Genomic DNA, 25,555 nt, shown 5'->3' on the forward strand with positions numbered 1-25,555 from the left:
GGAGATGAACATGCCCCTGACGCGGCTTCCCACGCGCAGGATCGGATCGCTGGACGTGGGCGCCCAGGGCCTCGGCTGCCTGGGCATGTCGGAGTTCTACGGCCCGACGTCGGACTCGGAGTCCGTCGCGACCATCCGGCGCGCCCTCGACCTCGGCGCCACGCTGCTGGACACCTCGGACGTGTACGGACACGGCGCCAACGAGGAGCTGATCGGCAAGGCCGTCGCAGGACGGCGTGAGGAGGCGGTGCTCGCGACGAAGTTCGGCGTCGTGCGGCCGGGGCCCGGGGTGGGCGCCGGCATCCGAGGGGACGCGGCCTACGTGCGGCGGTCGTGTGACGCGTCCCTGGAGCGGCTCGGCGTGGACCACATCGACCTGTACTACCTCACCCGGGTGGACGCCGAGGTCGGCATCGAGGAGACGGCCGGCGCGATGGCCGAGCTGGTGGCCGCGGGGAAGGTCCGCGAGATCGGGTTGTGCGAGGCCGGGCCGGAGACCATCCGCCGTGCCCACGCGGTCACCCCGATCGCGGCCGTGCAGACCGAGTGGTCGTTGTGGTCGCGGGACATCGAACGGGAGGTCACCGGGGTGTGCCGGGAGCTCGGCATCACCCTGGTGCCGTACGCGCCGCTCGGCCGCGGCTTCCTGAGCGGCGAGATCCGCTCGGCCGACCAACTGGAGCACGGCGATTTCCGGCGCTTCGGGCTGCCCCGGTTCGAGCCGGGCAACCTGGAGCACAACCTCCTGCTGGTCGACCGCCTCGTCAAGCTGGCCGACGAGTTCCACGTGACGGCCGCGCAGCTCGCGCTGGCCTGGCTGCACCACAAGGGCCGGGACGTGATCCCGATCCCGGGGGCCAAGCACCGGGCCCACCTGGAGGAGAACGCCGACGCCGCCTTCCTGAGCCTCAGCCGGTCCGACCTGGCCGCGGTGGAGGCCGCCGTGCCGTCCCAGGAGGTGCGGGGCGAACGCTGGAACGAGCAGAGCATGCGGTTCATCGAGCGCTGAGACGGAGCGGGGCTCCGGGCAGGCCGCCCGGAGCCCCGTCCGCACTCCCGGCGGCGGTCCGCCGCGTCCGCCGGGAGGAGCGCGTCCCGGACGGTGATCGCCCGGGAGGCCTCACCACTCCACCGGCAGCGCGTGCACGCCCTGCATGGTGCTGCCCCGGCGTGCGGGCAACTCGTCCAGCGGGACGCTCAGCCGCAACCCGGGGATCCGCTCGAACAGCACCCTGAACGCGACCTCCAGCTCCATCCGCGCCAGGTTCTGCCCCACACACTGGTGGATGCCGAACCCGAAGGTGAGGTGCTGACGGTCGGAGGCGGCTTCACCTCTGGCGGTGCGGTGAGCGTCGAACTCGTAGGGCCTGGGGAAGACGCCGGCGTCGCGGTTGACCATGGAGGAGGAGACGAGCACACCCTCGCCGGCCCTGATGACCACTCCGTCGATCTCGATGTCCTCGGTGGCCACCCGCACGCCCGACAGGTCGGTCACGGACACCATCCGCAGCAGTTCCTCCACGACCGCGGGCAGGATGTCCGGGTCGGCGCGCAGCGCGGCGAGCTGATCGGGGTGCTCCAGCAGGGTGACGGTGCCGAGGGCGATCATCTGGGACGTCGTGTCGTGGCCGCCGAGCAGCAGCGTCAGCGCGATGCGCAGCAGGTCGTCCCGCGCGAGTCCGTCCTCCCGGTTCGCCTCCTCCGCCAGCCGGTTCAGCAGGCCCTCGCCGCCGGGGTCGCGCTGCTTGGCGGCGAGCAGCCGGTCCAGGTAGTCCCACAGCGCCTGGCCGGCCGCCTCCGCCTCCGCGGGGCTCTTGGCCTGGAGCAGTCCCGCGCTCTCGGTCTCGAAGAACTCGTGCTCCTCGTACGGCACGCCGAGCAGGCGGGAGATCACCGTGGACGGGATGGGCAGCGCGTAGTCACGTACCAGGTCGGCGGGCGGCCCCTTGCGGAGCATGTCGTCGGCGAGTCTCCCGGCGAGCTCCTCGACCTCCGGCCGCAGGGCGCGCACCCGCTTCAGCGTGAAGGCGGGGGCGACCAGCCGCCGCTGCGCCTCGTGCTCGGGAGGGTCGAACCCGATGAGTGCCAGCGGTTTGAAGATGTCCGCCTCGAACCGGGGGAGGATCACGGGGAAGTCCTCCCGTGCCCGGTCGGCCGACATACGCGGGTCGCTCAGCAGGCGCCTGGCCTGCGGGTGCCCGGTGACCATCCAGATGGTGTGCCCGTCCCACAGGCGTACCCGGTGGAGCGGGCCCCGCTCGCCGAGATCCTGGTAACCGGGGGACGGCTGCCAGGGGCACCGCCTGTCCTCCGGGTAGGCGAACAGTTGATCGTTCGGGGACGTCGTCGTGGTGTCCATCGATGCCATGCCTCACTTCCTCGTGCGCGCGGACGGTCTTCGACGGCTGAGCAGGCACCGGGTCAGGCCGGAGCCGGGTCCTCGCGGATGGTGATCGCCCTGGCCGGGCAGTTGTGCGCCGCCCTGCGGACCAGTTCTTCCTGGTCGGGGGCGGGAGTGGGGGTGAGCAGGACGACGAGGCCGTCGTCGTCCTGGTCGAAGACCTCCGAGGTGGCCGCCATGCAGCGCCCGCCGCTGACGCAGCGGTCCCGGTCCGCCCGCACCCACATGCGCCTCACCACTCCACCGGCAGCCGGAGCACCCGCTGCACGGTCCCGGCGCCGAGGATGGGCAGGTCCTCGACGGGCATGGCCAGCCGCATCCCCGGGAGCCGGGTCAGCAGCTCGCGCAGCGCGATCTCCAGTTCGATACGCGCCAGGTTCTGGCCGAGGCACTGATGGATACCGAAACCGAACGTGAGGTGGTGGTTGCCCTCGCGCAGCACGTCGAACTCGTCCGGCCGCTCGTGCGCCCGCGCGTCGCGGTTGGCCAGGGTGCCGGAGACGAGCACACCCTCCCCTTCGCGGATGAGGTGACCCGCGATCTCGATGTCGCCCTTGGCGACCCGCGTGGCCACCAGGTCGGTGGTCGCCACGTAGCGCAGCAACTCCTCGATCGCGTCCGGCAGGCGGCTCATGTCCTCGCGCAGGCGGGCGAGCTGCTCCGGGTGCTCCAGCAGGGTGATGACGCCGAGCGCCAGGGACGAGGAGGTCGTCTCGTGCGCGGCGATCAGCAGGACGAGCGCGATGGAGACCAGCTCGTCGTGGCCGATCTCGCCGGTGGCGACCCGTTCGTGCACGAGAGTGCCGAGCAGGCCGTCGGTGGGTTCCTTGATCTGCAGGGCCACCAGCCGGTCGATGTAGTCCATCAGGTCCTGCGCCGCGGCGGTGGCCTCCTGCTCGTCGCCCAGCATGACCTTGCCGCTGGCGTCCTGGAAGAAGTCGTGGTCCTCGTACGGCACGCCGAGGTGCCGGCAGATCACCAGGGAGGGGAACGGCACGGCGAGCATCGGCACCAGGTCGGCGGGCGGGCCGTGCTCGACGATCTTGTCCACGTAGCCGGAGACGATCTCCTCGATCTCCGGGCGCATGCGGCGCACCGATTTGAGGCTGAAATGCGAGTTGAGATAACGCCGGTAGACGTCGTGAACCGGCGGGTCCATCGCGAGAAGCGCCAAAGTGCGGGCGATCTGCGAGCGGAGCCTCGGGGCGATGATGGGGAAACCGGGGTGGGTGCGATTCGAGGAGAGGTTCGGGTCGGTGAGAATCTCCCGGGCCTCCTTGTATCCCGTCACCATCCAGGCTTCGCGGCCGTCGAAAAGGCTCACCTTCAGCACTGGCCCGCGCTCGCCGATCTCCTGGTATCCGGCCGGCGGCTGGTAGGGGCAGGTGCGTTTCTGCGGGTAGGGAGGAGCTTCCGTCATTTCCTTGTTCCTTCACGGAGAGGGAAACGGACCCGGTCGACGATGATGTTATGCAGAAAGCAAAACGGTGAACAAGTGCGGGCCGCTCCGGCTTTAGAATGGCTTATGTGCCGGTTGGATAAGTGATATGCAGGCGCGGAACGGCGTCCAGAAGAGATTTTGTATAAGGGTGCTGCGAGGTGTCGAACACCGTTGCCGTTTCGCCGGTCTCGACCACTTGCCCCTCTTTCATCACGATGACGCGGTGGCTCAGCCGGCGTACCACCCCGAGGTCGTGGGAGATGAAGACGTACGCCACGCCGAGCCGTTCCTGGACCTCCGCGAGCACGTCGAGCACCTGCGCCTGGATCGAGGCGTCCAGCGCCGAGACCGGTTCGTCGCAGACGATCACGGCCGGCTCCGGGGCGAGGGCACGGGCGATGGCCAGCCGCTGCCGCTGCCCGCCGGACAGGTCCCGCGCCCGCCGGTCGAGGATCCCTTCGTCGAGGCCGACGTACTCCAGGAGCCGCGCCACGTGCCGTGCGCGCTCGCGTGCGGGCGTGCGGTCCACGCGCAGCGGCTCCTCCAGCAGCAGGCGTGCCGTGTAGCGGGGGTCGAAGGAAGCCAGCGGGTTCTGGTAGATCATCTGGATGCGGCGCCGGGCCGCGCGCCGCGCCCGGCCACGCAGCTCGTCCCACGGCCGGCCGTCCACCTCCACCCGGCCCTCGTCGGGGGACAGCAGCCCGGTCAGGAGCCGGCCCACCGTGGTCTTCCCGGATCCCGACTCCCCCACGATCCCGAGCGTCTCGCCGGCGCTGACGGTGGCCGACACCCCTTCCACGGCGGTGAACTCGCCCCTGCCCGGCAGCCGGTATCTCTTGACGAGCCCGTCGGCGCGCAGCACCACCGGCTCACCGCCGTCCGCCGGTCCGCCGGATCCGTGCCGTCCAGGGCCACGCGACGTGCCGAGCACGGCGGCGACCAGGGTCTTGGTGTACGGATGGGTGGGCGACTCCAGCACCTTGGAGGGCGGGCCCTCCTCGACGAAGAGCCCGTCCTTCATCACGTACACGTAGTCGGCGATCTCGGCGACCACGCCGATGTCGTGGCTGATGAGCAGGATCGCGGTGCCGTCGGCGATCCGCTCGCGCAGCAGCCGGAGCACCTGCCGCTGCACGGTCGCGTCCAGTGCCGTCGTCGGCTCGTCGGCGATCAGGAGGTCGGGCCGCGCGGCCAGCGCGGAGGCGATCAGCGCCCGTTGCCGCAGCCCGCCCGACAACTGATGGGGGTACTGCCGCGCCCTGCTCTCGGGGGCGGGGACACCGGTCTCGGTGAGCAGGCGCACGACCTCGGGCTCGATGCCGGCCGGCGGCACGATCCGGTGTTCGCGCAGCGGCTCCGCCACCTCGGCGCCGACGCGGCGCAGCGGGTCGAGCGAGCCGAGCGCGTCCTGGAGCACGAACCCGGCGCGCCGCCCGCGCAGCGTACGCCAGGCACGCTCCCCGGCCTGCCGCAGGTCGGCCCCGTCGAACGTCAGCTCCTGAGCCCGCACGGTGGCGTCGTCCCCTGCCAGCCCCACCAGGCTGCGCGCCGTGACGCTCTTGCCCGACCCGGATTCGCCGACGATCGCGACGACCTGGCCACGTTCGATACGGAACGACACCCCGCGCACGGCCTCGACGGGCCCGCGGCGGGTGGCGAAGGTCACGGCGAGGTCCCGGACGGCGACCAGTTCCGCGGTTCGCGAGACGTCCGGCCCGGTCGCCGTCGTGGCCGGTCTCATGCCCGCCTCCGTTCGATACGGTCCTGAAGGTGCCGGCCGACGACCGTGACGGCCAGGACCGCGAGCGTGATCGCCGCGCCGGGGAACGCGGCGGGCCACCAGGCGAGGGCGAGGAACTCCCGGCTCTCGGCCAGCATCGCGCCCCACTCCGCCGTCGGCGGCTGGGGGCCGAGACCCACGAAACTCAGCGAGGAACCCGCCACGATCATCGCTCCGAGGCTCACCGTCGCCAGGGCCATGACCGGCCCGAACGCGTTCGGCAGGACGTGACGCAGCACCACCTGGGCTCTGCCGAGCCCGAATCCGTGAGCCGCCTCGACGTACTGCGAGACCCGGATCCTGATCACCTCGGTGCGCACCACCCGCGCGAAGACAGGCAGCGACACCACCGCCAGGCCGACGCACGTGGGACCCGCGCCGGGCCCGAGCACCGCGACGACGAGGAACGCCAGCAGCAGGCCGGGAACGGAGAGGACCACGTCGAGCGACCTGCTCAGCACCTGGTCCACGACCCGGCCGAGCTGCGCGGCCGCCACGCCGATCAGGACGCCCCCGGCCAGTGCCAGCGCGACGGCGCCGGCGCCGATGAGCAGCGAGGGGCGGACGCCGTACACGATCCGCGCGTACAGGTCCCGGCCGTTCTGGTCGGTGCCGAGCCAGTGCTCGGCGCTCGGCGGCCGCAGCGTCGCGTTCAGGTCGGTCGCGTCGGGATCGGCGCCGGTGAACAGCGACGGGAGGGCCGCCATCGCGACCAGCAGCGCCAGGACGGCCGTTCCGAGCCACACGCTCTTGGTCACGCCCACCTCCCGGTCTCCCGTGTCCGCGGGTCGATCAGCCAGATGAGGACGTCGACCGCGATGTTGATCGCCACGAACACGACCGCGGTCAGCAGCACCACCGCGATCACTACGGGCATGTCCTTGTTCTGCACCGCGAACAACATCAGCCGCCCGATCCCCTGCCGGGAGAAGACGATCTCGATGATCACGGCGCCGCCGATGAGCGAGCCGGCGATCCATCCGAGCAGCGTGGCCGCGGGGAGCATGGCGTGCCGCAGCACGTGCCGCACGCGCAGGGCCGGCTCGCCGATGCCGCGCGAGCGCGCGGTGACCACGAAAGGTTCCTCCAGCGCCTGCAGGATGCCCTGACGCAGCACACCCGTCACCACCGCCGTCGGCGCGGCGGCGAGCGCGATGGTCGGCAGCACCAGGCCCATCGGCGAGGACGACCCGATGGCCGGGAACCAGTGCAGCGTGAAGGAGAACAGCGTCAGCAGCAGCAACCCCAGCCAGAAGGGCGGCAGCGCCACGACCAGTGACTCGGCGGCGGCGAACGACGACCGCACCCACCGCCTCCGGTTCGCGCTCACCAGCGCGAGCAGGACGGAGGCGACGAGCGTGACCAGCAGCGTCGTCAGGATCAGCAGCAGGGTGTGCGGGAGCCGCGCCGCGATCTCGTCCCACACCGGCCGGCGCAACACGTAGGAGTCGCCGAACTCGCCGCGGACGACCCTGCCGAGGTAGGCGGCGTACTGCACCCACAGCGGGTCGTCGAGCCGGTACTCGGCGATGATCTGGGCGCGTATCTCGGGGCTCACCCTGGACCGCGCGAGCAGGACGTCGGCCGTGCCGCCCGGCATGAGCCGCAGGAGGCAGAACGTCACCGTCACCGCTCCCCACAACACCGCGGCCGAGGCGGCCAGCCGCACCAGCACCAGGCGCGCCGCCCCCCGGCGGCGGCCGGCGGCCCGGCCCGGCTCCACCGCCGGGGCCGGCGGCGCCTTCAGGACGTCAGCCATGTGCTGTGGAAGCTCGGGGTCCCGTCGGCGTTGAAGCCGACCTGCCGCACCCCGTCCCGGGCCGCCACCGTGGACAGGGGCGAGTAGATGGGCAGCACCGCGACGTCCTCGGTGATGGTTCTCTGCACCTGCGCGTAGATCCGGTACCGGTCGGCCTGGTCCTTGGCGGCCAGCGCGCGGCGGAAGTCCTCCTCCACGCGCGGGTTGTCGTACCTGGCCATGTTGTTGTTGACCCCGCGTTCGCGGGTGGGGATGTTGTCGGCCCCGAACAGCACGCGCAGCACTTCCGGCCCCGGCGACGAGAAGCTCGTGTCGATCAGTTCGTAGTCACCGGCGAGGAGGCGGTTGACGAACGTCCCGCCGTCGACGTTCTCCTCGACCGTCTCGACACCGAGCCGCTTGGCCGCCGCCTGGATCTGGACGGCGAGGTTGGCCACCGACCCGTCCGACCACAGATGGCGCAGGGTCAGCCGCTTGCCGTTCTTGGTGCGGTAGCCCGCCGCGTCCCGCCCGGTCCATCCCGCCTGGTCGAGCAGCCGCCCGGCTTCCGCGGGGTCGTAGGCGTACGCCGGGGCCACCGAGGGGTCGTACCCGGGGGTGCTGGGGGACAGCGGGCCCTTGGCCCCCTCGTACACCCCGAAGTAGACGTTCTTGACGATCTGCTGCCAGTCGATGCCGGCGCGGAGCGCCTTGCGCACGTTGACGTCGCTGAGCGGCCCCTTGGCGGTGTTCGGCCAGTAGCTGTAGGGGATGCCGGGGAACCCGGTGGAGTGCACGGTGAACCCGGGGGTTCTCTTCAGCGTGCCGATGCTTGTCGGCGACAGCCCGGTGACGGCGTCGACCTGGCCGCTGGTCAGCGCGCCCATCCTGGCCGGGCCGTCCGGCACGACCGTGACCTCGATGCGCTCCAGCCGGGGCGGGCCGTTCTTCGACGCGGCCGCCGGCGCCCACGTGTAGGCGGGGTTCCTGACGTAGTCGATGCCCTTCTGCGGCACCAGGCCGGCCGGCGCGGTGAACGGGCCGGTACCGACGATCTTCGCGCACAGCGCCGAGGGGGAGCCTTTGAGCGTGCGGGGGGACTCCATGCCGAGGTTGGGCAACGCCAGGGCGCCGAGGAACGACGAGTCGGGGCGCTTGAGGCTGATCTCGACCGTGTCCGGGTCCACGACCTTCGCCGAGTCGTAGGCCGCGATCAAGCTGGCGGCCAGCAGGGACTTGGTGTCCGGGTCCACCACGTGGTCGAGGTTGGCGACCACCGCGCGGGCGTCGAACTTCTCCCCGTCGGTGAAGGTGACACCGCCGAGCAGGTCGAAGGTGTACTTCCGTCCGTCCGGCGAGATCGTCCACCGGGTCGCCAGCCAGGGGTGGAAGTCGCCCCGGGAGTCCTGGTACACGAGGGAGTCCAGGATCGGCCGCGTGAGCATCCGTGCCGACTCCGTCGGGCTCTGGTGCGGGTCCAGGCACTCCGGTTCCTTCTCCACCGCCAGGCGCAGGGTGCCGCCGTCGCGGGGAGTGCCCGCCGCGGTGGCCGGCCCGCCCGTCCCGGACGAGCATCCCGCGGCGAGGATCAGCATCAGTGTGGCCGTGCCCGCCGCGACGGCGGCGGGTCCCCTGGGCCTCAAGCTCCTGGCAGCACCCATCTCGTCCTCATTGCTCTGACGTCGCCTCCGCCGAAGCCCGGCGCTCGGCCAGGAACACAGTGCGGCGCGGTTCTAAAGCGACGCTGAACATCGCGGGCGGGCTACAGCGATGAGACGATCTTGGTGAGCAGCTCGTAGGAGCGGATCCTCGCCTGGTGGTCGGGTACCTGGGTGAGCACGAACAACTCGTCCGCGCCGGTCTGGCGCACCAGCGCGCCGAGACGGGGCGTGATGCGCTCCGGCGAGCCGACGAACTGCGGATCGATCTTCTCCCGCAGGAACCGGTGCTCGGCGGGGGAGAACGTGTGCGCGGCCGTTTCCTCCTCGGTGGGCAGCAGCGTCGCGGGGTGGCCGGTCCGCATCAGGATCTGGCCGTACACGAAGGACTCGGCCAGCCGGTGCGCCCGCTCGTCGTCCTCGGCCGCGACCACCGTCAGCCCCACGCAGGCCCACGGCCGCGGCCACCGGGGCGAGGGCTGGAAGGAACGGCGGTACGCCTCCAGCGCCTCGGGGGCGCCGGCGCCCACGATCGCGTGGGCGTAGACGTAGGGCAGGCCCATGCGGCCGGCGTACGCGGCGCTGCCGGTGCTCGACCCCACCATCCAGATGTCCGGCGGGGTGGTGGGCTCCGGTATCGCCCGCACACCCTGGCTGCCTCCGGAGAAGTACTCCTGGAGCTCCTTCAGCGCGGCGCCGAAGTCGAGCCCGCGCGGGTCGCCGAGGCGGGCGGCCGCCTCTCCGGAGCCGCCGGCCGCGCGCCCGAGACCGAGGTCCACCCGGTCGGGGTAGAGGCCGGCCAGCACGCCGAACTGCTCGGCGATCACGTACGGCGAGTGGTTCGGCAGCAGTACGGCGCCGGAGCCGACCCGGATGCTGGAGGTGGCTTCCAGGATCGGCCCGGCGAGCACCGCGGGGGCGGACGTGGCGAGCGCGGGGGTGTCGTGGTGTTCCGCCACCCAGTAGCGCCGGTAGCCGAACGCCTCCACCGCCTTGGCGAGCTCGATCGAGCGGCGTAACGCGTCGCCCGCCGTGTCACCGCGCCAGACAGGTGCGGTGTCGTGCACGGAGACGGCGATTCCTTCGGCCAACGTCCTCTCCTTCGTCCGGGCCAACTGATTTCCGCGTCTTTGGGCATATGCGGAGGTATCCTCACGTTATGCCCCCGCACAGTTAAGTCGAGGTTTCCTCAGGTTGTCAACGCCGGTTCCGCGGGGACCGGCACCACCCGGCCCGCGACCCGCAGCGTGAGGTGCTCAGGCACCTCGACGATCTCGCTCAGGTCGTGCGTGTACCGCGCCGACTCCGGCGCCGACTCGGCCACCGCGAACCCGTAGTGCGAGTAGAAGTCCCGGACCTTGGCGTTCTTGGCGGTCGCGACATAGCGCCCCCGCACCTCGGGGAAACCCGCCGCGCGTGCCTGGCCGAGCACCGCGGCCAGGCACGCCTGCTCGATCCCCCGCGAGAACACACGGCAGCTCAGCAGGAAGTTGTCGATCAGCAGCCCGTCGCGGTCCGCACTGAGGAAGACCGCCCCGACGACGCCGTTGTGCCCGAACCGGTCGGCGGCGGAGATCGCCAGCACACAGGAGCCGGGCCGCTCGGCGCGCTCGCGCACCTCCTCCTGCGACAGGCGTTCCGTGGTCAGGTTGAACTGGTTGGTGCGCAGGGTGAGCTGCGACAACCGGGCGATGTCACCGCCGGCCGCGGGCGCCAGCGTCACGGACACGCCGAGGCCTTCCAGGAACTCCTGCGCCGACCCCGCCGCCGCGAGGAACTCCGACCTGGCGGCCTCCTCGTGGTAGCGCCGCGTCCGCAGACGGTCCTCCGCGGTGACCTCCGTCGTGGTGAACCAGCCCTCCGCGAGCAGCCGGGAGGCGTGCAGCGCGGGGTCGTCGCCGAGACGGACCACCGCGGTCTCAGGCAGTTCCGCCGCCACCGCGGCGCACTCGTGGACGCTGTCGTCGGCGAACACGACGCTGTCGCCGCCGAGGTTGAGCTCGCGCAGCAGCGTGCGCAGATTGTCCGGCTTGGGCTGCCAGTTGGCGAGGACGCGGACGAAGTCCTCCGCGCGCACCACCATGTCCGGGTGATCGCGCAGTGCGGCGAGCACCGCGTCCTGGTCGTTCTTGCTCACCGCGGCGAGCAGCACGCCCTGCGCCCCCAACTGCTTGACCACGCCCTGGAACCGGCGGAAAGCCTCCCCCCGCTTGCCGTGGGCCACCTCGATGCCCTCCACGCCGTCGTCCCCGAGCACGCCGCCCCACAAGGTCTGGTCGAGGTCGATCGCCAGCACCTTCTTGCCGCGGCCGGTGCGGGCCCGCACCAGGCCGGCCAGTTCGCGGGCGTAGGCGCCGAGCAGCCCGTCCGACAGGTGGGCGCCCGCGTAGACCTCGAAGCGCGGGTCGGACAACGCGATCTCCGTGGTCAGCAGGGGGTCGAGGTCCGTCACCACGATCGTGTCCGACGATTCGCCGAGTTCGAGCAGTTCGGCGTTGGCCCGGCGCCAGGCCGCCCCGAGCCGGGCCCTGCCCCGGTGGTCAAGGAGCTGGACCTGCCACGACCGGGGCAGCGGGAGCGTGTTGAGCACGAGGACGCCGGAGCCGCTCCCGGCGAACCGCGCCGCCAGCCGCCGCCACAGCGTGAGCTTGCCCGCCAGCACCCGCGCCACGTCGTCCGCGGTGAACGGCACGCCCACCTCGTCGAAGACGGTGGCGTGGTCGAGCACGCAGACGGTCATGTCGGGGCGCTCGGCGTACAGCGTGCTGCCGGGGTCGCCCAGCTCGAAGACGTAGGAGCCGAAGCCGGCGAGGCGGACGGCGGGCAGGTACCCGTGGCGGGCCAGCGCCCCGGTCAGCGCCGTGCCCAGCGCGTCCAGGGTGCCGTGCCCGGTGACGGTCACCCGCACCCGCGGGATTCCGGGGTGACGGGCGCGCACGGCCTCCGTGTCGAGCCGGGCCAGCAGCCGCGCCGAACGGGCGGTGTCCTGCTCGTCCATCGCGGCCAGCAGCGGCGCCACCTGGTCGTACCGCTCCACGAGTGTTCCCTCGCGGTGCAGGGCGCGCAGCCGGGCCAGCGCCTCGGCGCTCTCCATGATCATCCTACCTCCGTGGGGATCTGCGCCGCCTCCGGGCCGGCGGACTGGTCGAGCAGCCGCTCCAGGCGGGCGGCGAGATCACGGGCGGTGCGGTGGTCGAGCACCATCCCCGGCTTGACGGCGACGCCGGTCTCCCGTGAGAGCCGGCCGGCGATCTCCAGAGCGCCGAAGGAGGTGACGCCGATCTGGGTCAGGTCGTCGCCCGGGTCGATCACGTCGTGGGAGTGCCCGAGCGCGGCGGCCACCGCGTCGAGCACCATGGACGTCAACAGGTCGCGGCGCTCCCGCTCGGGCATCCCCCGCAGGGCCGCGCCCGGCGGCTCCTGCCCGGCGGGCGGCGCCGCGTGCTGTTCCGCGGGCCGCTCCACGTGCCACCGGCGCCGCAGGGCGGCCAGCACCTCACGGACCACAGCGGGGTCGGCGTCCAGGCCCCCCACGAGTCCGCCGAACCGTTCGGGATCGAGACGGTCCACCGCGTCCCACAGCTCCCGGTCACGGAGCGCGCCGCCGCCTCCCGACACGGCAGGCAACCAGTGCCGCTCCCCGTGGAACGGGTAGGTCGGCACGAGCGCGGGATCGGCTCGCGGTCCCTCGCCGTGCACTTTCGACCAGTCGACCCGCACGCCGCGTGCGTGCGCCTGCCCGATCGCGCGCAGCACCGAGCGGGCCTCCGCGGCGGGATCGCGGACGAGCGCGACGGCCGCCACCTGGTCCCCCGCCTCCGCGAGGCAGTCGCCGATCATGCCGGTCATCGTGGTGTCGGGACCGATCTCCACGAACGTGTCGAAGCCGAGGTCGCGCAGCGTGCGCACGCAGTCGTGGAAACGGACCGGGCTGCGCACCTGGGCGGCCCAGTGGTCCGGGGCGGCCAGCTCCTCCCGTGAGACCACCCGGCCCGTCCTGTTGGACAGCAGCACGGACGAGGGGGGCCCGGCGGCCACGCGGCCGGCGGCCCGCGTGATGGCGGGCAGCGCCGTGTCCATGTGCGGGGAGTGGAAGGCGTGGCTGACCGCCAGCGCCTTCGTGCGCACTCCCCTGGCCCGCCACTCGGCCGCCAGCTTGCGCACCGCGCCGGCGTCACCCGAGATCACCGTGGCACGCGGGCCGTTGACGGCGGCCACGGCCACCTGTCCCTCCAGGCCCTCCAGCGAGGCCCGCACCTCGGCCTCCGCGGCGCGCAGCGACACCATGCCGCCGCCTCCGGGCGCCGCCTGCATGGCCAGCGCCCGCGCCACCACCAGGTACGCCGCGTCCTCCAGCGACAACACGCCGGCCACGTGCGCCGCGGTCAGCTCGCCGATGGAGTGGCCGAGCAGCGCGCCGGCGATCACGCCGAGGTCCTCGGCCAGCCGGCACAGCGCGAGCTGCACGGCGAACAGCGCGGGCTGGGTGAACTCCGTGTGCCGCAGCAGCTCACCGTCCGGCGCGAACACCGCCTCCCGTACTCCGGGGCCGTCCGCGCCCTGGAGCTTCCTCGCCCGGTCGAGCGCCGCGCAGGACGCGTCGAACGCCTCGGCGTAGGCGGGGAACCGCTCGTACAGCTCACGGCCCATCCCGGGGCGCTGCGTCCCCTGGCCGCTGAAGACGAAGGCCACCTTCGGGGCCGGCCGGGCCGGGGCGACCGGGCCGGAGAGACCGGTGAGGACGTCCAGCTCACGGGCCAGCTCGCCCGCGTCCGCGCCGAGCGCCACCGCGCGGTACCGGAACACCTGCCTGCGGGTGGCCAGGGTGCGTGCGACGGCGACCGGGTCCACGTCCGGCCGCCGCGCGAGGTCGCGCAGCCGGGCGGCCTGGGCGCGCACCGCCTCGGGCGTCCGGCCCGACAGGGGCCACAGGACGGCCACCGGCGGCTCGGACTGCTCGGGTTCCGGGCCCTCGCCCTCCGGCGCCTCCTCCACGATGAGATGGGCGTTGGTGCCGCTGATGCCGAAGGAGGAGACGCCGGCCCGGCGCGGCCGATCGGCGCGCGGCCAGGGACGGGGCTCGACCAGCGGCTCCACCCCCGCCCAGTCGACCAGCTCGGAGCGTTCGGCCGCGTGCAGGGTCGCCGGCAGCACACCGTGCCGCAGCGCCATCACCATCTTGATCAGGCCGGCCACGCCGGCGGCGGCCTGCGTGTGACCGAGGTTCGACTTGACCGCGCCGAGCCACAACGGCTCCCGCCGGCCGGACGCCGTGCCGTACACCGCGACCAGGGCACCCGCCTCGATGGGATCGCCGAGGCCGGTGCCGGTGCCGTGCGCCTCCACCGCGTCCACCTCGGCCGGGGTCAGCCCGGCGGTGCGCAGGGCGGCTTCGATCACCTTGCGCTGGGCGATGCCGTTGGGCGCGGTGATCCCGTTGCTGGCGCCGTCGGAGTTGATCGCCGAGCCGCGGATCACCGCGAGGACCGGGTGGCCGTTGCGCCGCGCGTCCGAGAGGCGCTCAAGCACCAGCACGCCCAGCCCTTCACCGAAGCCCGTGCCGTCGGCGGTGCGGGAGAACGCCTTGCACCGCCGGTCGGCGGCCAGGCCGCCCTGCAGCGCGAACTCCACGAACACCCGGGGTGTGGCCATCACGGTGACGCCACCGGCCACGGCGAGGTCGCACTCGGACGCGCGCAGCGCCTGCGCGGCCAGGTGGATCGCCACCAGCGACGACGAGCACGCGGTGTCGACCGTGAGCGCGGGGCCCTCCAAGCCGAAGGTGTAGGCGAGCCGTCCCGACGCCATGCTCGTCGCGTTGCCGGTCATCAGGTACCCCTCGAGCTCGGGGGGCACGTCCGGCAACGGCGGGGCGTAGTCCTGGTAGATCACCCCGGTGAAGACCCCGGTACGGCTGCCGCGCAGCGTCTCGGGCACGATCCCGGCGCGCTCCACGGCCTCCCACGACACCTCGAGCAACCGCCGGTGCTGCGGGTCCATCGCGGCCGCCTCCCTGGGGGAGATCCCGAAGAACGCCGCGTCGAACTCCGCCGCGTCGTCGAGGAAGCCGCCGGCCCGCACCTGCTCGCGCAACGCGGGGTCCCAGCCGCGGTCGCGGGGCGGATCGCCGACGGTGTCGACGCCGTCGGCGACCACCCGCCACAGATCCTCGGGCGAGCGCACGCCGCCCGGGAACCGGCAGGCCATGGACACCACGGCCACGGGCTCGGGGGCCGACAGGGCGGCGAGCTCCTTCTTCATCCGCTTCAGCTCACCGGTCGCCCAGCCAAGGTATTCGACCAGTTTCTTCTCGTCAGACATTCGGTCCGCCATCTCTAGGATCGAAGCTCGGAGTCGATGATCCGGAACAGCTCCTCCGCGGTCGCCGGTATATCGCCGGCCACCGGGGGCTCCGGCGGGGCGGCCGGTCCCGGCTCCGGCGGGGCGAGGAGTTCGAGCAGGTGGCCGGCCAGCGCGGCCGGGGTCGGATGGTCGAACACCACCGTCGCGGGCAGCCGCAGGCCCGTGGCCTTGCCGAGGCGGTTGCGCAGCTCGACGGCGGTGAGCGAGTCGAAGCCGAGCTCCTTGAAGCTGCGCGCCTCCTCCGCCCCCTCCCCGGGCGCCTGCCCGAGTACGGCCTCCACGTGCCGCAGCACCGTCTCGGCGACCAGGTCACCGCGCCGCCCCGGCTCGGCCGCGGCGAGCAGCCGCGGCAGCGCGGGCCCGCTCCGCTCGTCCGTGACGTCCGCCGGCCGCGCCGGCCCGCGGTCGCGCAGCAGGCCACGCAGCGGCGGCGCGGGGTCGGCGAGCCCGGCGAGCCTGGTGAGGTCCAGCCGCACGGCGGCCAGGGACGGCTGGGCGGCGGACATCGCCGCGTCGAGCAGCGCCAGGCCGCGCCGGGGGGACAGCGGCAGCAGCCCGGAGCGCGCCATCCTGGCCCGGTCGGCCTCGGAGAGGGAGCCGGTCATGGCGCTGTCGGACTGCCACAGGCCCCAGGCGACGGAGGTGGCGGGCAGGCCGTCGCGGGTCCTCGCCACGGCGAGCGCGTCGAGGGCCACGTTGGCCGCGGCGTAGGCCCCCTGGCCGGGGCTGCCGACGATCCCCGCGGCCGAGGAGAACAGCACGAACGCCGCCAGGTCGGCGTCCCTGGTGAGCTCGTGCAGGTGCCAGGCGCCGTCCACCTTGGGCCGCAGCACCGCGTCGAGCCGCTCCGGGGTGAGGGTGCCGATCGTGGCGTCGTCCAGCACGCCGGCCGCGTGCAGCACGGCCGTCAGCGGGTGCCGCGCCGGGACCTCGGCGAGCACCCGGGCCAGCGCGCCGGCGTCGGCGACGTCCGCCGCGGCGAAACTCACTTCGACGCCGAGGGCGGTGAGCTCGTCGCGGAGCCGCCCGGCGGACGCGGCCGACGCGCCCCGCCGGCTGACCAGGAGCAGGTGCCGGGCCCCGTGCCGCCTGACCATGTGCGCCGCCACGAGGCCGCCGACCCCTCCGGTCGCACCGGTGATCAGGACGGTGCCCTCGGGGTCGATCGCGCGGGGGACGCGCAGCGCCACCTTCCCGACGTGCCGTGCGGCGCTGAGGTACCGGACGGCCTCGGCGGCCTGACCGGCGTCCCAGGCCGTGACCGGGAGAGGGGTGAGGACCCCGCTGTCGAACAGCGCGGCGATGTCCCGCAACATGTGGCCGATCCGGTCGGGCCCGGCCTCGGCGAGGTCGAACGCCCGGTACCGCACGCCGTACCGGCCGGCGATCAGGGCGGGGTCCCTGACGTCCGTCTTGCCCATCTCGATGAAACGGCCGCCGGGGGCGAGCAACTCCAGCGAGGCGTCCACGAACTCGCGTGCCAGCGAGTTCAGCACGATGTCCACCCCGTGGCCGCCGGTCGCCGCGCGCACGGTCTCGACGAAGGACAGGTCACGCGAGCCGGCGATCCTCTCCGGGGGCAGGCCGGCCGCCCGCACCGCGTCCCACTTGCCGGGGCTCGCGGTGCCGAAGGCGATCAGCCCCCGGTGCCGCGCCAGTTGCAGCGCCGCGCCGCCCACGCCGCCGGCCGCCGAGTGGACCAGCAGGCGTTCCCCCGGGCGGGCGCCGGCGAGGTCGCCGAGCGCGTAGTAGGCGGTGAGGAACACCGCGGGCACGGTCGCCGCCTGGGCGAACGACAACCCGGCCGGGATGCGCACCAGCAGCCGGTGGTCGGTCACCGCCTCCGGCCCGATGCCGCCGGAGATGAGCCCCATGACCCGGTCGCCGGGCTCGATCCCGGTCACCTGTTCGCCGACGGCGAGCACCACGCCGGCGCCCTCGGTCCCGAGGTCGGCCGTGCCCGGGTACATCCCGAGCGCGAGCATCGCGTCGCGGAAGTTGAGCCCGGCCACGCGGACGGCCACGCGGACCTCTTCGCGGCCGAGCGGGCGTTCCTCGACCGGCCGGTACGCGAGGTCCTCGGCGACGCCGCTCTCGGCGGCGGTCAGGCGCCAGGGGCCCGCCGGCCGGGCCGGGTCCGGCCGGCGCCGCCTCAGCCGGGGCACCAGCGACCGGCCGTCCCGCACGGCGATCTGCGGCTCGCCGCACGCCACGGCGGTGAGGATCTCTTCCGGCCCGGCGGAGGGCGACCCGGCGTCCACGAGCACCACGCGGCCCGGCTCCTCGGCCTGCACGCTGCGGACCAGCCCCCACACGCCCGCGCCGTCGAGCGCGTCGGCCCGGTCGCCCGGGACCGCGTCCACCGCGCGGTGGGTGCGCACCACGAACAGGGTGCCGTCCAGCCGGGGCTCGGCCAGCCCCGCGCGGAGCGTGCCGAGCACCCGCGACAGCGCGGCACGCACCGCCTGAGGCATGTCACCGCGGCCCCCGCTGACCGGCACGACCAGCACCTCGGGCGCGGCCTCGCCGGAGTCCAGCGCCGCCAGCACCGCGTCCAGGTCCCGGTGGCCGCCGGGGCCGAGCGTCCAGGCGCGTACCGGGCGCCGGTCCGCCGCCGGTCCCGCGGGCTCCCAGGCCGGCTCGTACAGCAGGTCGTCCTCGGCCGCGGCGGCCAGGTCGGCCGGGTCGGCCACGCGGAACGTCACGGCCTCGACGGACGCGACCGGCGTGCCGTCCGCGGCGGTGAGCTCGGCCGAGACCGCCTCACCGTCCGTGCGGCGCAGACGTACCCGCGCGGCCCCTCGCGCGTCGCCGTGCCGGGTGAAGCCGCGCCAGGTGAAGGGCAGCCGCACGGCACCGTCGCCGGGGAACAGGCCGGCCAGGGCCACGGCGTGCAGCGCGGCGTCCAGCACGGTCGGCGCGAGCCGGTATCCGGGCGGCGGTGACAGGGACACCTCGGCGAGCACCTCGTCCCCCGACCGCCAGGCCGCGCGGAGCCCGCGGAACGCCGGGCCGTAGTGGTAGCCCCTGGCGGCCAGGTCGTCGTACAGCTCCGCGGTCTGAAGCGGTTCGGCCGCGTGCGGCGGCCATTCCCCCGCGACCTTCGCCGGGGCGGTCGCGGACGTCACCATGCCGGCGGCGTACGCCGTCCACGGCTCGCCGAGCGGCCCCGCGCCCGCCGACGGCCTGGCGTACACGCCGACCGGGCGCAGGCCGTCGTGCTCCGCCTCGCCCACCGACACCTGGATCTCGACCGCCGCGCCGGGGTCGAGCACCAGCGGCCGGCGCAGGGTCAGCTCGTCCACCCGTGGGGCGCCGGCGAGTTCCCCGGCGAAGGCCGCCATCTCGGCGAACACCGCGCCGGGGACGAGCACCGTGTCGTCCACGACGTGGTCGGCCAGCCACGGGTGCTCCCGCAGGGACAACCGGCCGAGCAGCAGCAGGCCGTCCCCGTCCGCCGGCCGCACGACCGTGGTCAGCATCGGGTGCGTGACCTGCCGCGCGCCCGCGGGGACGCCGCCGCCCCCGGCCGCCTCCAGCCAGTGGCGGCGGCGGTCGAAGGCGTAGGTGGGCAGGGCGGGCAGTCCCTGGCGCCGCCCGCCGAGGTGCGCCGTCCACTCGACGGGCACGCCGTTCACCCACGCCTCGGCCACCGAGACGAGCATCCTCGACAGGCCGCCGTCGCCCCGGCGCAGCGTGCCGAGCACCGCGGACCCGTCCGCCCCGGGTGAGGCGTCGAGAACGTCCTGCACCCCCATGCCGACCACCGGGTGCGGGCTCACCTCGACGAACACCTCGTGGCCCGCCTCGACGGCCGCCTCCACGGCCGCCTGCAGCAGTACCGGCCTGCGCAGGTTGCGGTACCAGTACCCGGGTCCGCCGAAGTCCTCGCCGTCGCCCGGTTCGACCCTGCGGCCCGTGACGGTGGAGAAGACGTCGGCGGCGAACGCGGAGACCGGCGCCGGCCGGGGCAGCGTCCGCAGCAGGTCGGCTTCGACCGCCTCCACCTGCGGGGAGTGGGAGGCGTAGTCGACGCCGACCAGACGGGCGCGCACCCCCCGGGCCTCGAAGTCGTCGCGCAGGCGGTGCACCGCCTGGACCTCGCCGGCGACGACCGTGGACAGCGGCCCGTTGAGCGCGGCGACGGACACGGCGCCCGTGACGTCGGCCAGCGCGTCGCGCACCAGCTCGGCGGAGGCCGCGACGGACAGCATGGCGCCGCCGCCGGCGAGGGTGCGCACGGCCGCGCTGCGCAGCGCGACCACGGCCGCCGACTCCTCCAGCGACAACGATCCCGCGGCGAGCGCGGCGGCGATCTCGCCCTGCGAATGACCGATCACGCCGGCGGGCCGCACCCCGAAGGACTCCCAGACGGCGGTCAGCGCGGTCATGGTGGCCCAGAGCACGGGTTGCACGACGTCCACCCGCGCGAGATCGACGTCGCCTCGCAGGGCGTCGTGCAGCGACCAGCCGGTCACCGGTGCGAGCGCGGCGGCGCACTCGTCGATCCGGCGGGCGAAGATCGGGGACTCCGCCAGCAACGCCTGGGCCATGCCCTCCCACTGCGCGCCCTGACCCGGGTAGAGGAAGACCGCCCGGCGGGGGGACGGCGCGTGGCCGGTGACCACCGACGCCGCGGGTGAGCCGTCCGCGACGGCGGCCAGGCCCGCGAGCGCCTCGTCCCGGTCGCCCGCCACGACGACGGCGCGGTGGGCGAACCCGGCACGGGTGTGCGCCAGCTCCGCCGCGACGGCGGCCAGGGGGACGCCGGGATGCCGGAGGAGGTACTCGCGCAGCCGCACCGCCTCCCCCCGCAGGGCGCGGGCCGACTTGGCGGACAACACCAGCGGCACCGGCCCGCCCGGCGGCTCCGGCTCCGGTACCGGGTCAGGGGCGGGTGGCGGCTCCTCGATGACGACGTGCGCGTTGGTCCCGCTCATGCCGAACGCCGAGACGCCGAAGCGCCGTGGACGCTCCCCCGCGGGCCAGGGGGTGTTCTCGGTGAGCAGGGCGACGCCGCCGCGGTCCCAGTCGACGTGCCTGGTCGGCTCGTCGACGTGCAGGGTGCGCGGCAGCGTGCCGTGCTCCAGCGCCATGACCATCTTGATGATCCCGCCGACCCCGGCCGCGGCCTGCGTGTGCCCGATGTTGGACTTCAGCGAGCCCAGCCACAGCGGTGGCCGACCGGCTCGCGCCGCGCCGTACGTGCCGAGCAGGGCCTGCGCCTCCACCGGATCGCCGAGCGTGGTGCCGGTGCCGTGCGCCTCGACCGCGTCCACGTCCGCCGGGGAGAGCCCGGCGGACCGCAGCGCCTCCTCGATCACCCGCTCCTGCGCGGGGCCGTTGGGCGCGGTGAGCCCGTTGCTGGCGCCGTCCTGGTTCACGGCCGTCCCCCGGACCACGGCCAGCACCGGGTGGCCGTTGCGCCGCGCGTCCGACAGCCGCTCGAGCAGCAGCAGCCCGACGCCCTCGCTGAAGCCGGTGCCGTCGGCGGCGTCGGCGAACGCGCGGCACCGGCCGTCCGGGGACAACCCGCGTTGCCGGCTGAACTCCACGAAGGTCGCGGGCGTCGCCATGAGCGTGGCACCGCCGGCCAGCGCCAGGTCGCACTCCCCGCCGCGCAGGCCCTGGATCGCGAGGTGCAGCGCCACCAGCGAGGACGAACAGGCCGTGTCCACGGTGATGGCCGGGCCGTGCAGGCCGAGGGTGTAGGCGATGCGGCCCGACGCCACGCTGCCCGCGCTGCCCGTGCCGAGGTAGCCGCCGTGCTCGCGCGGGTCGGCCTGGGCCCGGCCGCCGTACTCGGTGTAGATGAGGCCGGCGTAGACGCCGGTGCGGGAGCCGCGCAGGCGGGCCGGGTCGATGCCGGCACGCTGGAACGCCTCCCACGAGGCCTCCAGCAGGAGCCGCTGCTGGGGGTCGGCCGCTCTGGCCTCCCGGGCGTTCATCTCGAAGAAATCCGCGTCGAAGTCGGCGGCGTCGTGCACGAACCCGCCGAAGCGGGTGTAGGAGGTGCCCGGGGTGTCGGGGTCGTCGTCGAACAACGTCTCCAGATCCCAGTCGCGGTCGGTGGGGAACGGCCCGATCCCCTCACCGCCCGCTTCGAGCAGCTCCCACAGTTGCTCGGGGGTGGTCACCCCGCCCGGGTAGCGGCAGGCCATCGCGACGATCGCGATCGGGTCCTCGGCCGGCCTCGCCACGCGGGCCGGCGCCGCCGTGAACGAGCCGGTGGAGGCCAGGTGGCCGGCGAGGGCGCGGGGCGTGGGGTGGTCGAACACGAGCGTGCTCGGCAGGCGACGGCCGAGGGCACGGCTCAGGTGGTCGCGGAGCTGTACCGCGGTCATCGAGTCGAGGCCGAGATCACGGAAGGACCGGTCGGGGCGCACGGCCCGCGCGGAGTCGTACCCGAGGAGGCCGGCGACCGCCCGCACCACCAGGTCGAGCAGCCGCTCCCGGCGTTCCTCCTCCGGCAGCCCGGCGAGGGAGCCGTCGTCTTCCGTTCCGGCGGGTCTGTTCGCGGGCCGCAGGCGCAGCGTGGGCGCCGATGCCGACGTGGCCTCCCTCGGCTCGCCGGCGCGCGTCCGGACCTGTCGTGCGCTCAGGACGACACGTCCGTCCGCGTCCGCGACGACCAGCGAGAACGCCTGCGGATCCGACCAGGTCAGACGGGCGCGCAGCAGCGGGCCCGCCGCGGTCCGGTGCGACCGCACACCGCTCCAGGTGAACGGCATGGTCACCTCGGAGGGCCCGTCCGGCCGGGCCCGGTCGAGGAACGCCGCCTGCACCGCGCCGTCCAGCGCGGCGGGGTGCAACGTGAAGCCCTCGTCACCGGCCGGGGCCTCCAGTTCGGCGAAGACCTCCCCCTCCCGCCGCCACGCCGCCCGCACCGTGCGCAGCCGGGGGCCGTAGTGCACGCCTCGCTCCGCCAGCAGGGCGTAACCGGCGTCCACGTCCAGCGCTTCGGCTTCCTCGGGCGGCCAGGTCGCCGGGAAGTCCGGCTCCTGCTCCGGGTCCTCCGCGCTCAGCGAGCCCGACGCGTGCAGCCGCCACGTCTCGCCGTCGTGGTCCGCGCGCCTCGCGTGGACGGTGACGGCGGCGCCCTCCCCGCTGGGTTCCACCTCGACCTGGACCTGTACGCGGCCGTCCCGCACGTCCACCGGGGCGAGCAGCACGAGCTCCTCCACCTGAGGGAGGCCGACGCGCCCGGCCGCGGCGAGGGCCGCCTCGACGAGGGCGCCGCCGGGGAGCAGGGTGCGCTCGCCGAGCCCGTGCTGGCGGGCCCAGCCTCCCGCCGGCACACCGCCGAGGAACAACACCGACCGCCCGCCCGCGGGTTCCGCGACCACGCCGAGCAGAGGGTGGCCCGCCGCGGTGACGCCGGCGGAGAGGGCCGGGGTCCCGGTGTTCGTGTCGAGCCAGAAGCGCCGTTCCTGGAAGGCGTAGGTGGGCAGGTCGACGCGGCGCCCCGCCGTCACGGGGCTCCAGTCGACGGCGACGCCGGTGACGAAGAGCTCGCCGGCCGAGGTGAGCAGCCGGTCGAGGCCGCCGTCGTCGCGGCGCAGCGAGGCGACGGCGTGCGCCTGCTCCCCGGCGTGCTCGATGGTGTCGCGCAGCGGGGCCACGAGCACCGGGTGCGGGCTGATCTCCAGGAAGCACCGGTGCCCCGCCCGCAGCAGCGCGCCGGCGGTCTGCGCGAACAGTACGGGCCGGCGGAGGTTGTCGTACCAGTACCCGGCGTCCAGCGCGGTGCCGTCGATCTCGCCCGCGGTGACGGTGGAGAAGAAGCCGACGTCGCACGATCGCGGGCGAATTCCGGCGAACCGCGTCAGCAGCGGCTCGCGCAGCGGCTCCACGAACGGCGAGTGGGACGCGTAATCGACGGGGACGAGCCGTGCCCGGACACCCTCGGCCTCACAGCGGGCGACCAGGTCGCGTACCGCCTCCGCCGCGCCGGACACGACCGTCGAACGCGGGCCGTTGACCGCGGCGATCGTGATCGTGTCCACCCCGCCGAGCCGCTCGCCGAGGTCGCCGGCGGGCAGGTCGATCGACGCCATCGCCCCGGAGCCCGCGACGGCGTGGATCGCGGCGGCGCGCCGGGCCACCAGGGCCGCCGCGTCGGCGAGGTCCAGCGCCCCCGCGACGTAGGCGGCGGCGATCTCCCCCTGCGAGTGCCCGACGACGGCGGCGGGCCGCACGCCGAGGGAACGCCAGGCCGCGGCGAGCGAGACCATCACCGAGAAGAGCGAGGGCTGCACCACGTCGGCGCGGGCGAGCAGCGTGTCGTCGGCGGACGTGACCGCCTCCATCAGGTCCCATTCGACGTGCGGGCCGAGCGCCTCGGCGCACCGCAGCATCTCGGCCCGGAACGGCTCGGAGGCGGCGAGCATGTCGCGGGCCATCCCGGCCCACTGCGAGCCCTGCCCGGGGAAGACGAACACCGGGCGACCGGCGGGGCCCGCCTCGCCGGTCGCGGCGCGTCGTGACGGCAGGCCCTGCCGGACCGCGGCGAGCTCGCCCGCGAGGGAGCCGAGGTCACCTCCCACCGCGACCGCGCGGCAGGCGAGATCGGCCCGGGCGGTACGCAGCGTGTACGCCACGTCGGCGGGATCGGCGTCGGGGTGCTCCGCGGCGTAGGCCCGCAGCCGGTCGATCTGGCCGTGCAGAGCCTGCTCGGTGTGCCCGGACACGGTCCACACGATCGGCGCCGCCTCGCCCGCCCGCGACCCGGCCGGTCCGGCCGGCTCCGCGGGACCGGCCGGTGGCGGTTCCTCGATCACGGCGTGCGCGTTGGTGCCGCTGATGCCGAACGAGGAGATCGCGGCGCGGCGTGGACGGTCGCGAGCGGGCCAGGCCCTCGGGGCGGTGAGCGGGGCGAGAGCACCGGCCGTCCAGTCGACGTGCGGGGACGGCTCATCGATGTGCAGGCTCGCCGGGAGCACGCCGTGCCGCATCGCCATGACCATCTTGATCAGGCCGCCGACGCCCGCCGCCGCCTGGGTGTGCCCGATGTTGGACTTGAGGGACGCCAGCCACACCGGGTCGGCGGCCGGCCGCGCCCTGCCGTAGACGTCCATGAGCGCGTTGGCCTCGATCGGGTCGCCGAGCGCCGTACCGGTGCCGTGGCCCTCGACGGCGTCCACCTCGCCGGGCTCCAGTCCCGCCGCGGCCAGCGCGTCCCTGATCACCTGCCGTTGCGCCGAGCCGTTGGGCGCCGACAGCGTGCTGCTCGCGCCGTCGGAGTTGACCGCGCTGCCGCGCAGCACCGCGACGATCGGATGGCCCTCCTGCTGGGCCCGCGACAGGCGTTCGACCAGGACGAGCCCGACGCCCTCCGCCCAGCCGGTGCCGTCCGCGGCGGCCGAGTACGCCTTGCACCGGCCGTCCGGTGACAACCCGCGCTGCCGGCTGAACTCCACGAACGTCGCCGGGGTGGCCATCACGGTGGCACCGCCGGCCACGGCCATCTCGCAGTCCCCCCGGCGTACCGCCTCGGCGGCGTAGTGCAGGGCCACCAGCGAGGACGAGCAGGCGGTGTCCACGGTGACCGCGGGTCCCCGCAGCCCGAAGTGGTAGGCGACGCGGCCCGAGGCGATGCTCCCCGCGCTGCCGGTGCCGATGTATCCCTCGAATCCCTCGGGGGCGCGCGTGTGGCGGGATCCGTAGTCGGAGTACATGACCCCCGCGAACACCCCGATCCGCTGCCCCGGCAGAGACATCGGGTCCAGCCCGGCGCGCTCGAAGAGCTCCCAGGAAGTCTGGAGGAGAAGCCGCTGCTGCGGGTCGATGGTCAGTGCCTCGCGGGGGCTGATGCCGAACAGTTCGGGGTCGAAGTCGGCGGCGGAGTGCAGGAAGCCTCCTTCGGAGGCGTAGCTGGTGCCCTCCAGGTCCGGGTCGGCGGCGATCAGCTCGTCCAGCCGCCATCCGCGGTCGCCGGGGAAGGGGCCGATCGCGTCGGTCCGCGTCTCGACCAGCCGCCACAGGTCCTCCGGCGACCGCACGCCGCCCGGGTACCGGCAGGCCATCGAGACGATCGCCAACGGCTCGCCGGCGGCCCGCTCCAGCCGTTCCAGCGCCGCGCGGGTGCGCAGCAGGTCGGCCGTGGTCCGGCGCAGGTAGTCGCGGAGCTTTTCTTCATTCGCCATAGGGGAACCGCTCTCCGTTGTCATCCGAG

General features: G+C 74.2%; 12 protein-coding genes. 1 reads left to right on the top strand and 11 read right to left on the bottom strand.

Annotation, left to right across the window (positions count from 1 at the left end; all coding sequences use genetic code 11):
* The first annotated feature begins 10 nt into the window (after positions 1–10).
* Positions 11–1,009: an aldo/keto reductase gene (locus tag ABGB17_RS33865; protein WP_347637490.1), complete on the top strand. Its 999-nt coding sequence runs from the start codon at positions 11–13 to the stop codon at positions 1,007–1,009.
* Positions 1,010–1,120: 111 nt separating this feature from the next.
* On the opposite strand, the gene ABGB17_RS33870 is transcribed toward ABGB17_RS33865, so the two are convergent.
* The 11 genes from ABGB17_RS33870 to ABGB17_RS33920 form a co-directional block, all read right to left on the bottom strand.
* Positions 1,121–2,368 (bottom strand): cytochrome P450, encoded by a 1,248-nt coding sequence (locus tag ABGB17_RS33870; RefSeq protein ID WP_347637492.1) that lies wholly within the window; start codon positions 2,366–2,368, stop codon positions 1,121–1,123.
* A 53-nt stretch (positions 2,369–2,421) separates the two neighbouring features.
* Positions 2,422–2,628: a ferredoxin gene (locus tag ABGB17_RS33875; protein ID WP_347637512.1), complete on the bottom strand. Its 207-nt coding sequence runs from the start codon at positions 2,626–2,628 to the stop codon at positions 2,422–2,424.
* Positions 2,629–2,633: 5 nt separating this feature from the next.
* Positions 2,634–3,821, bottom strand: a complete 1,188-nt coding sequence (locus ABGB17_RS33880; RefSeq protein ID WP_347637494.1) for a cytochrome P450 — start codon at positions 3,819–3,821, stop codon at positions 2,634–2,636.
* Between the two features lie 103 nt (positions 3,822–3,924).
* Positions 3,925–5,583, bottom strand: a complete 1,659-nt coding sequence (locus ABGB17_RS33885; RefSeq protein ID WP_347637496.1) for an ABC transporter ATP-binding protein — start codon at positions 5,581–5,583, stop codon at positions 3,925–3,927.
* Positions 5,580–6,380, bottom strand: coding sequence for an ABC transporter permease (locus tag ABGB17_RS33890; protein ID WP_347637498.1), 801 nt, complete (start codon positions 6,378–6,380; stop codon positions 5,580–5,582). The genes ABGB17_RS33885 and ABGB17_RS33890 overlap by 4 nt, the downstream gene beginning before the upstream one ends.
* Positions 6,377–7,381, bottom strand: a complete 1,005-nt coding sequence (locus tag ABGB17_RS33895; protein ID WP_347637500.1) for an ABC transporter permease — start codon at positions 7,379–7,381, stop codon at positions 6,377–6,379. The genes ABGB17_RS33890 and ABGB17_RS33895 overlap by 4 nt, the downstream gene beginning before the upstream one ends.
* Entirely contained in the window at positions 7,366–9,003 is a 1,638-nt protein-coding gene (locus ABGB17_RS33900; RefSeq protein WP_347637502.1) for an ABC transporter substrate-binding protein, read from the bottom strand. Before ABGB17_RS33900 ends, ABGB17_RS33895 begins: the two co-directional genes overlap by 16 nt.
* A 119-nt stretch (positions 9,004–9,122) precedes the next feature.
* Complete coding sequence (locus ABGB17_RS33905; protein WP_347637504.1) at positions 9,123–10,109, bottom strand: LLM class flavin-dependent oxidoreductase; 987 nt, start codon at positions 10,107–10,109, stop codon at positions 9,123–9,125.
* Positions 10,110–10,207: 98 nt separating this feature from the next.
* Positions 10,208–12,118: an HAD-IIIC family phosphatase gene (locus ABGB17_RS33910; RefSeq protein ID WP_347637506.1), complete on the bottom strand. Its 1,911-nt coding sequence runs from the start codon at positions 12,116–12,118 to the stop codon at positions 10,208–10,210.
* Positions 12,115–15,339, bottom strand: a complete 3,225-nt coding sequence (locus ABGB17_RS33915; RefSeq protein WP_347637508.1) for a beta-ketoacyl synthase N-terminal-like domain-containing protein — start codon at positions 15,337–15,339, stop codon at positions 12,115–12,117. Before ABGB17_RS33915 ends, ABGB17_RS33910 begins: the two co-directional genes overlap by 4 nt.
* Positions 15,340–15,353: 14 nt before the next feature.
* Positions 15,354–25,526, bottom strand: a complete 10,173-nt coding sequence (locus ABGB17_RS33920; protein ID WP_347637509.1) for an SDR family NAD(P)-dependent oxidoreductase — start codon at positions 25,524–25,526, stop codon at positions 15,354–15,356.
* Positions 25,527–25,555 lie beyond the last annotated feature (29 nt).

The organism is Sphaerisporangium sp. B11E5 (genome assembly GCF_039871875.1).
GTDB lineage: Bacteria > Actinomycetota > Actinomycetes > Streptosporangiales > Streptosporangiaceae > Sphaerisporangium.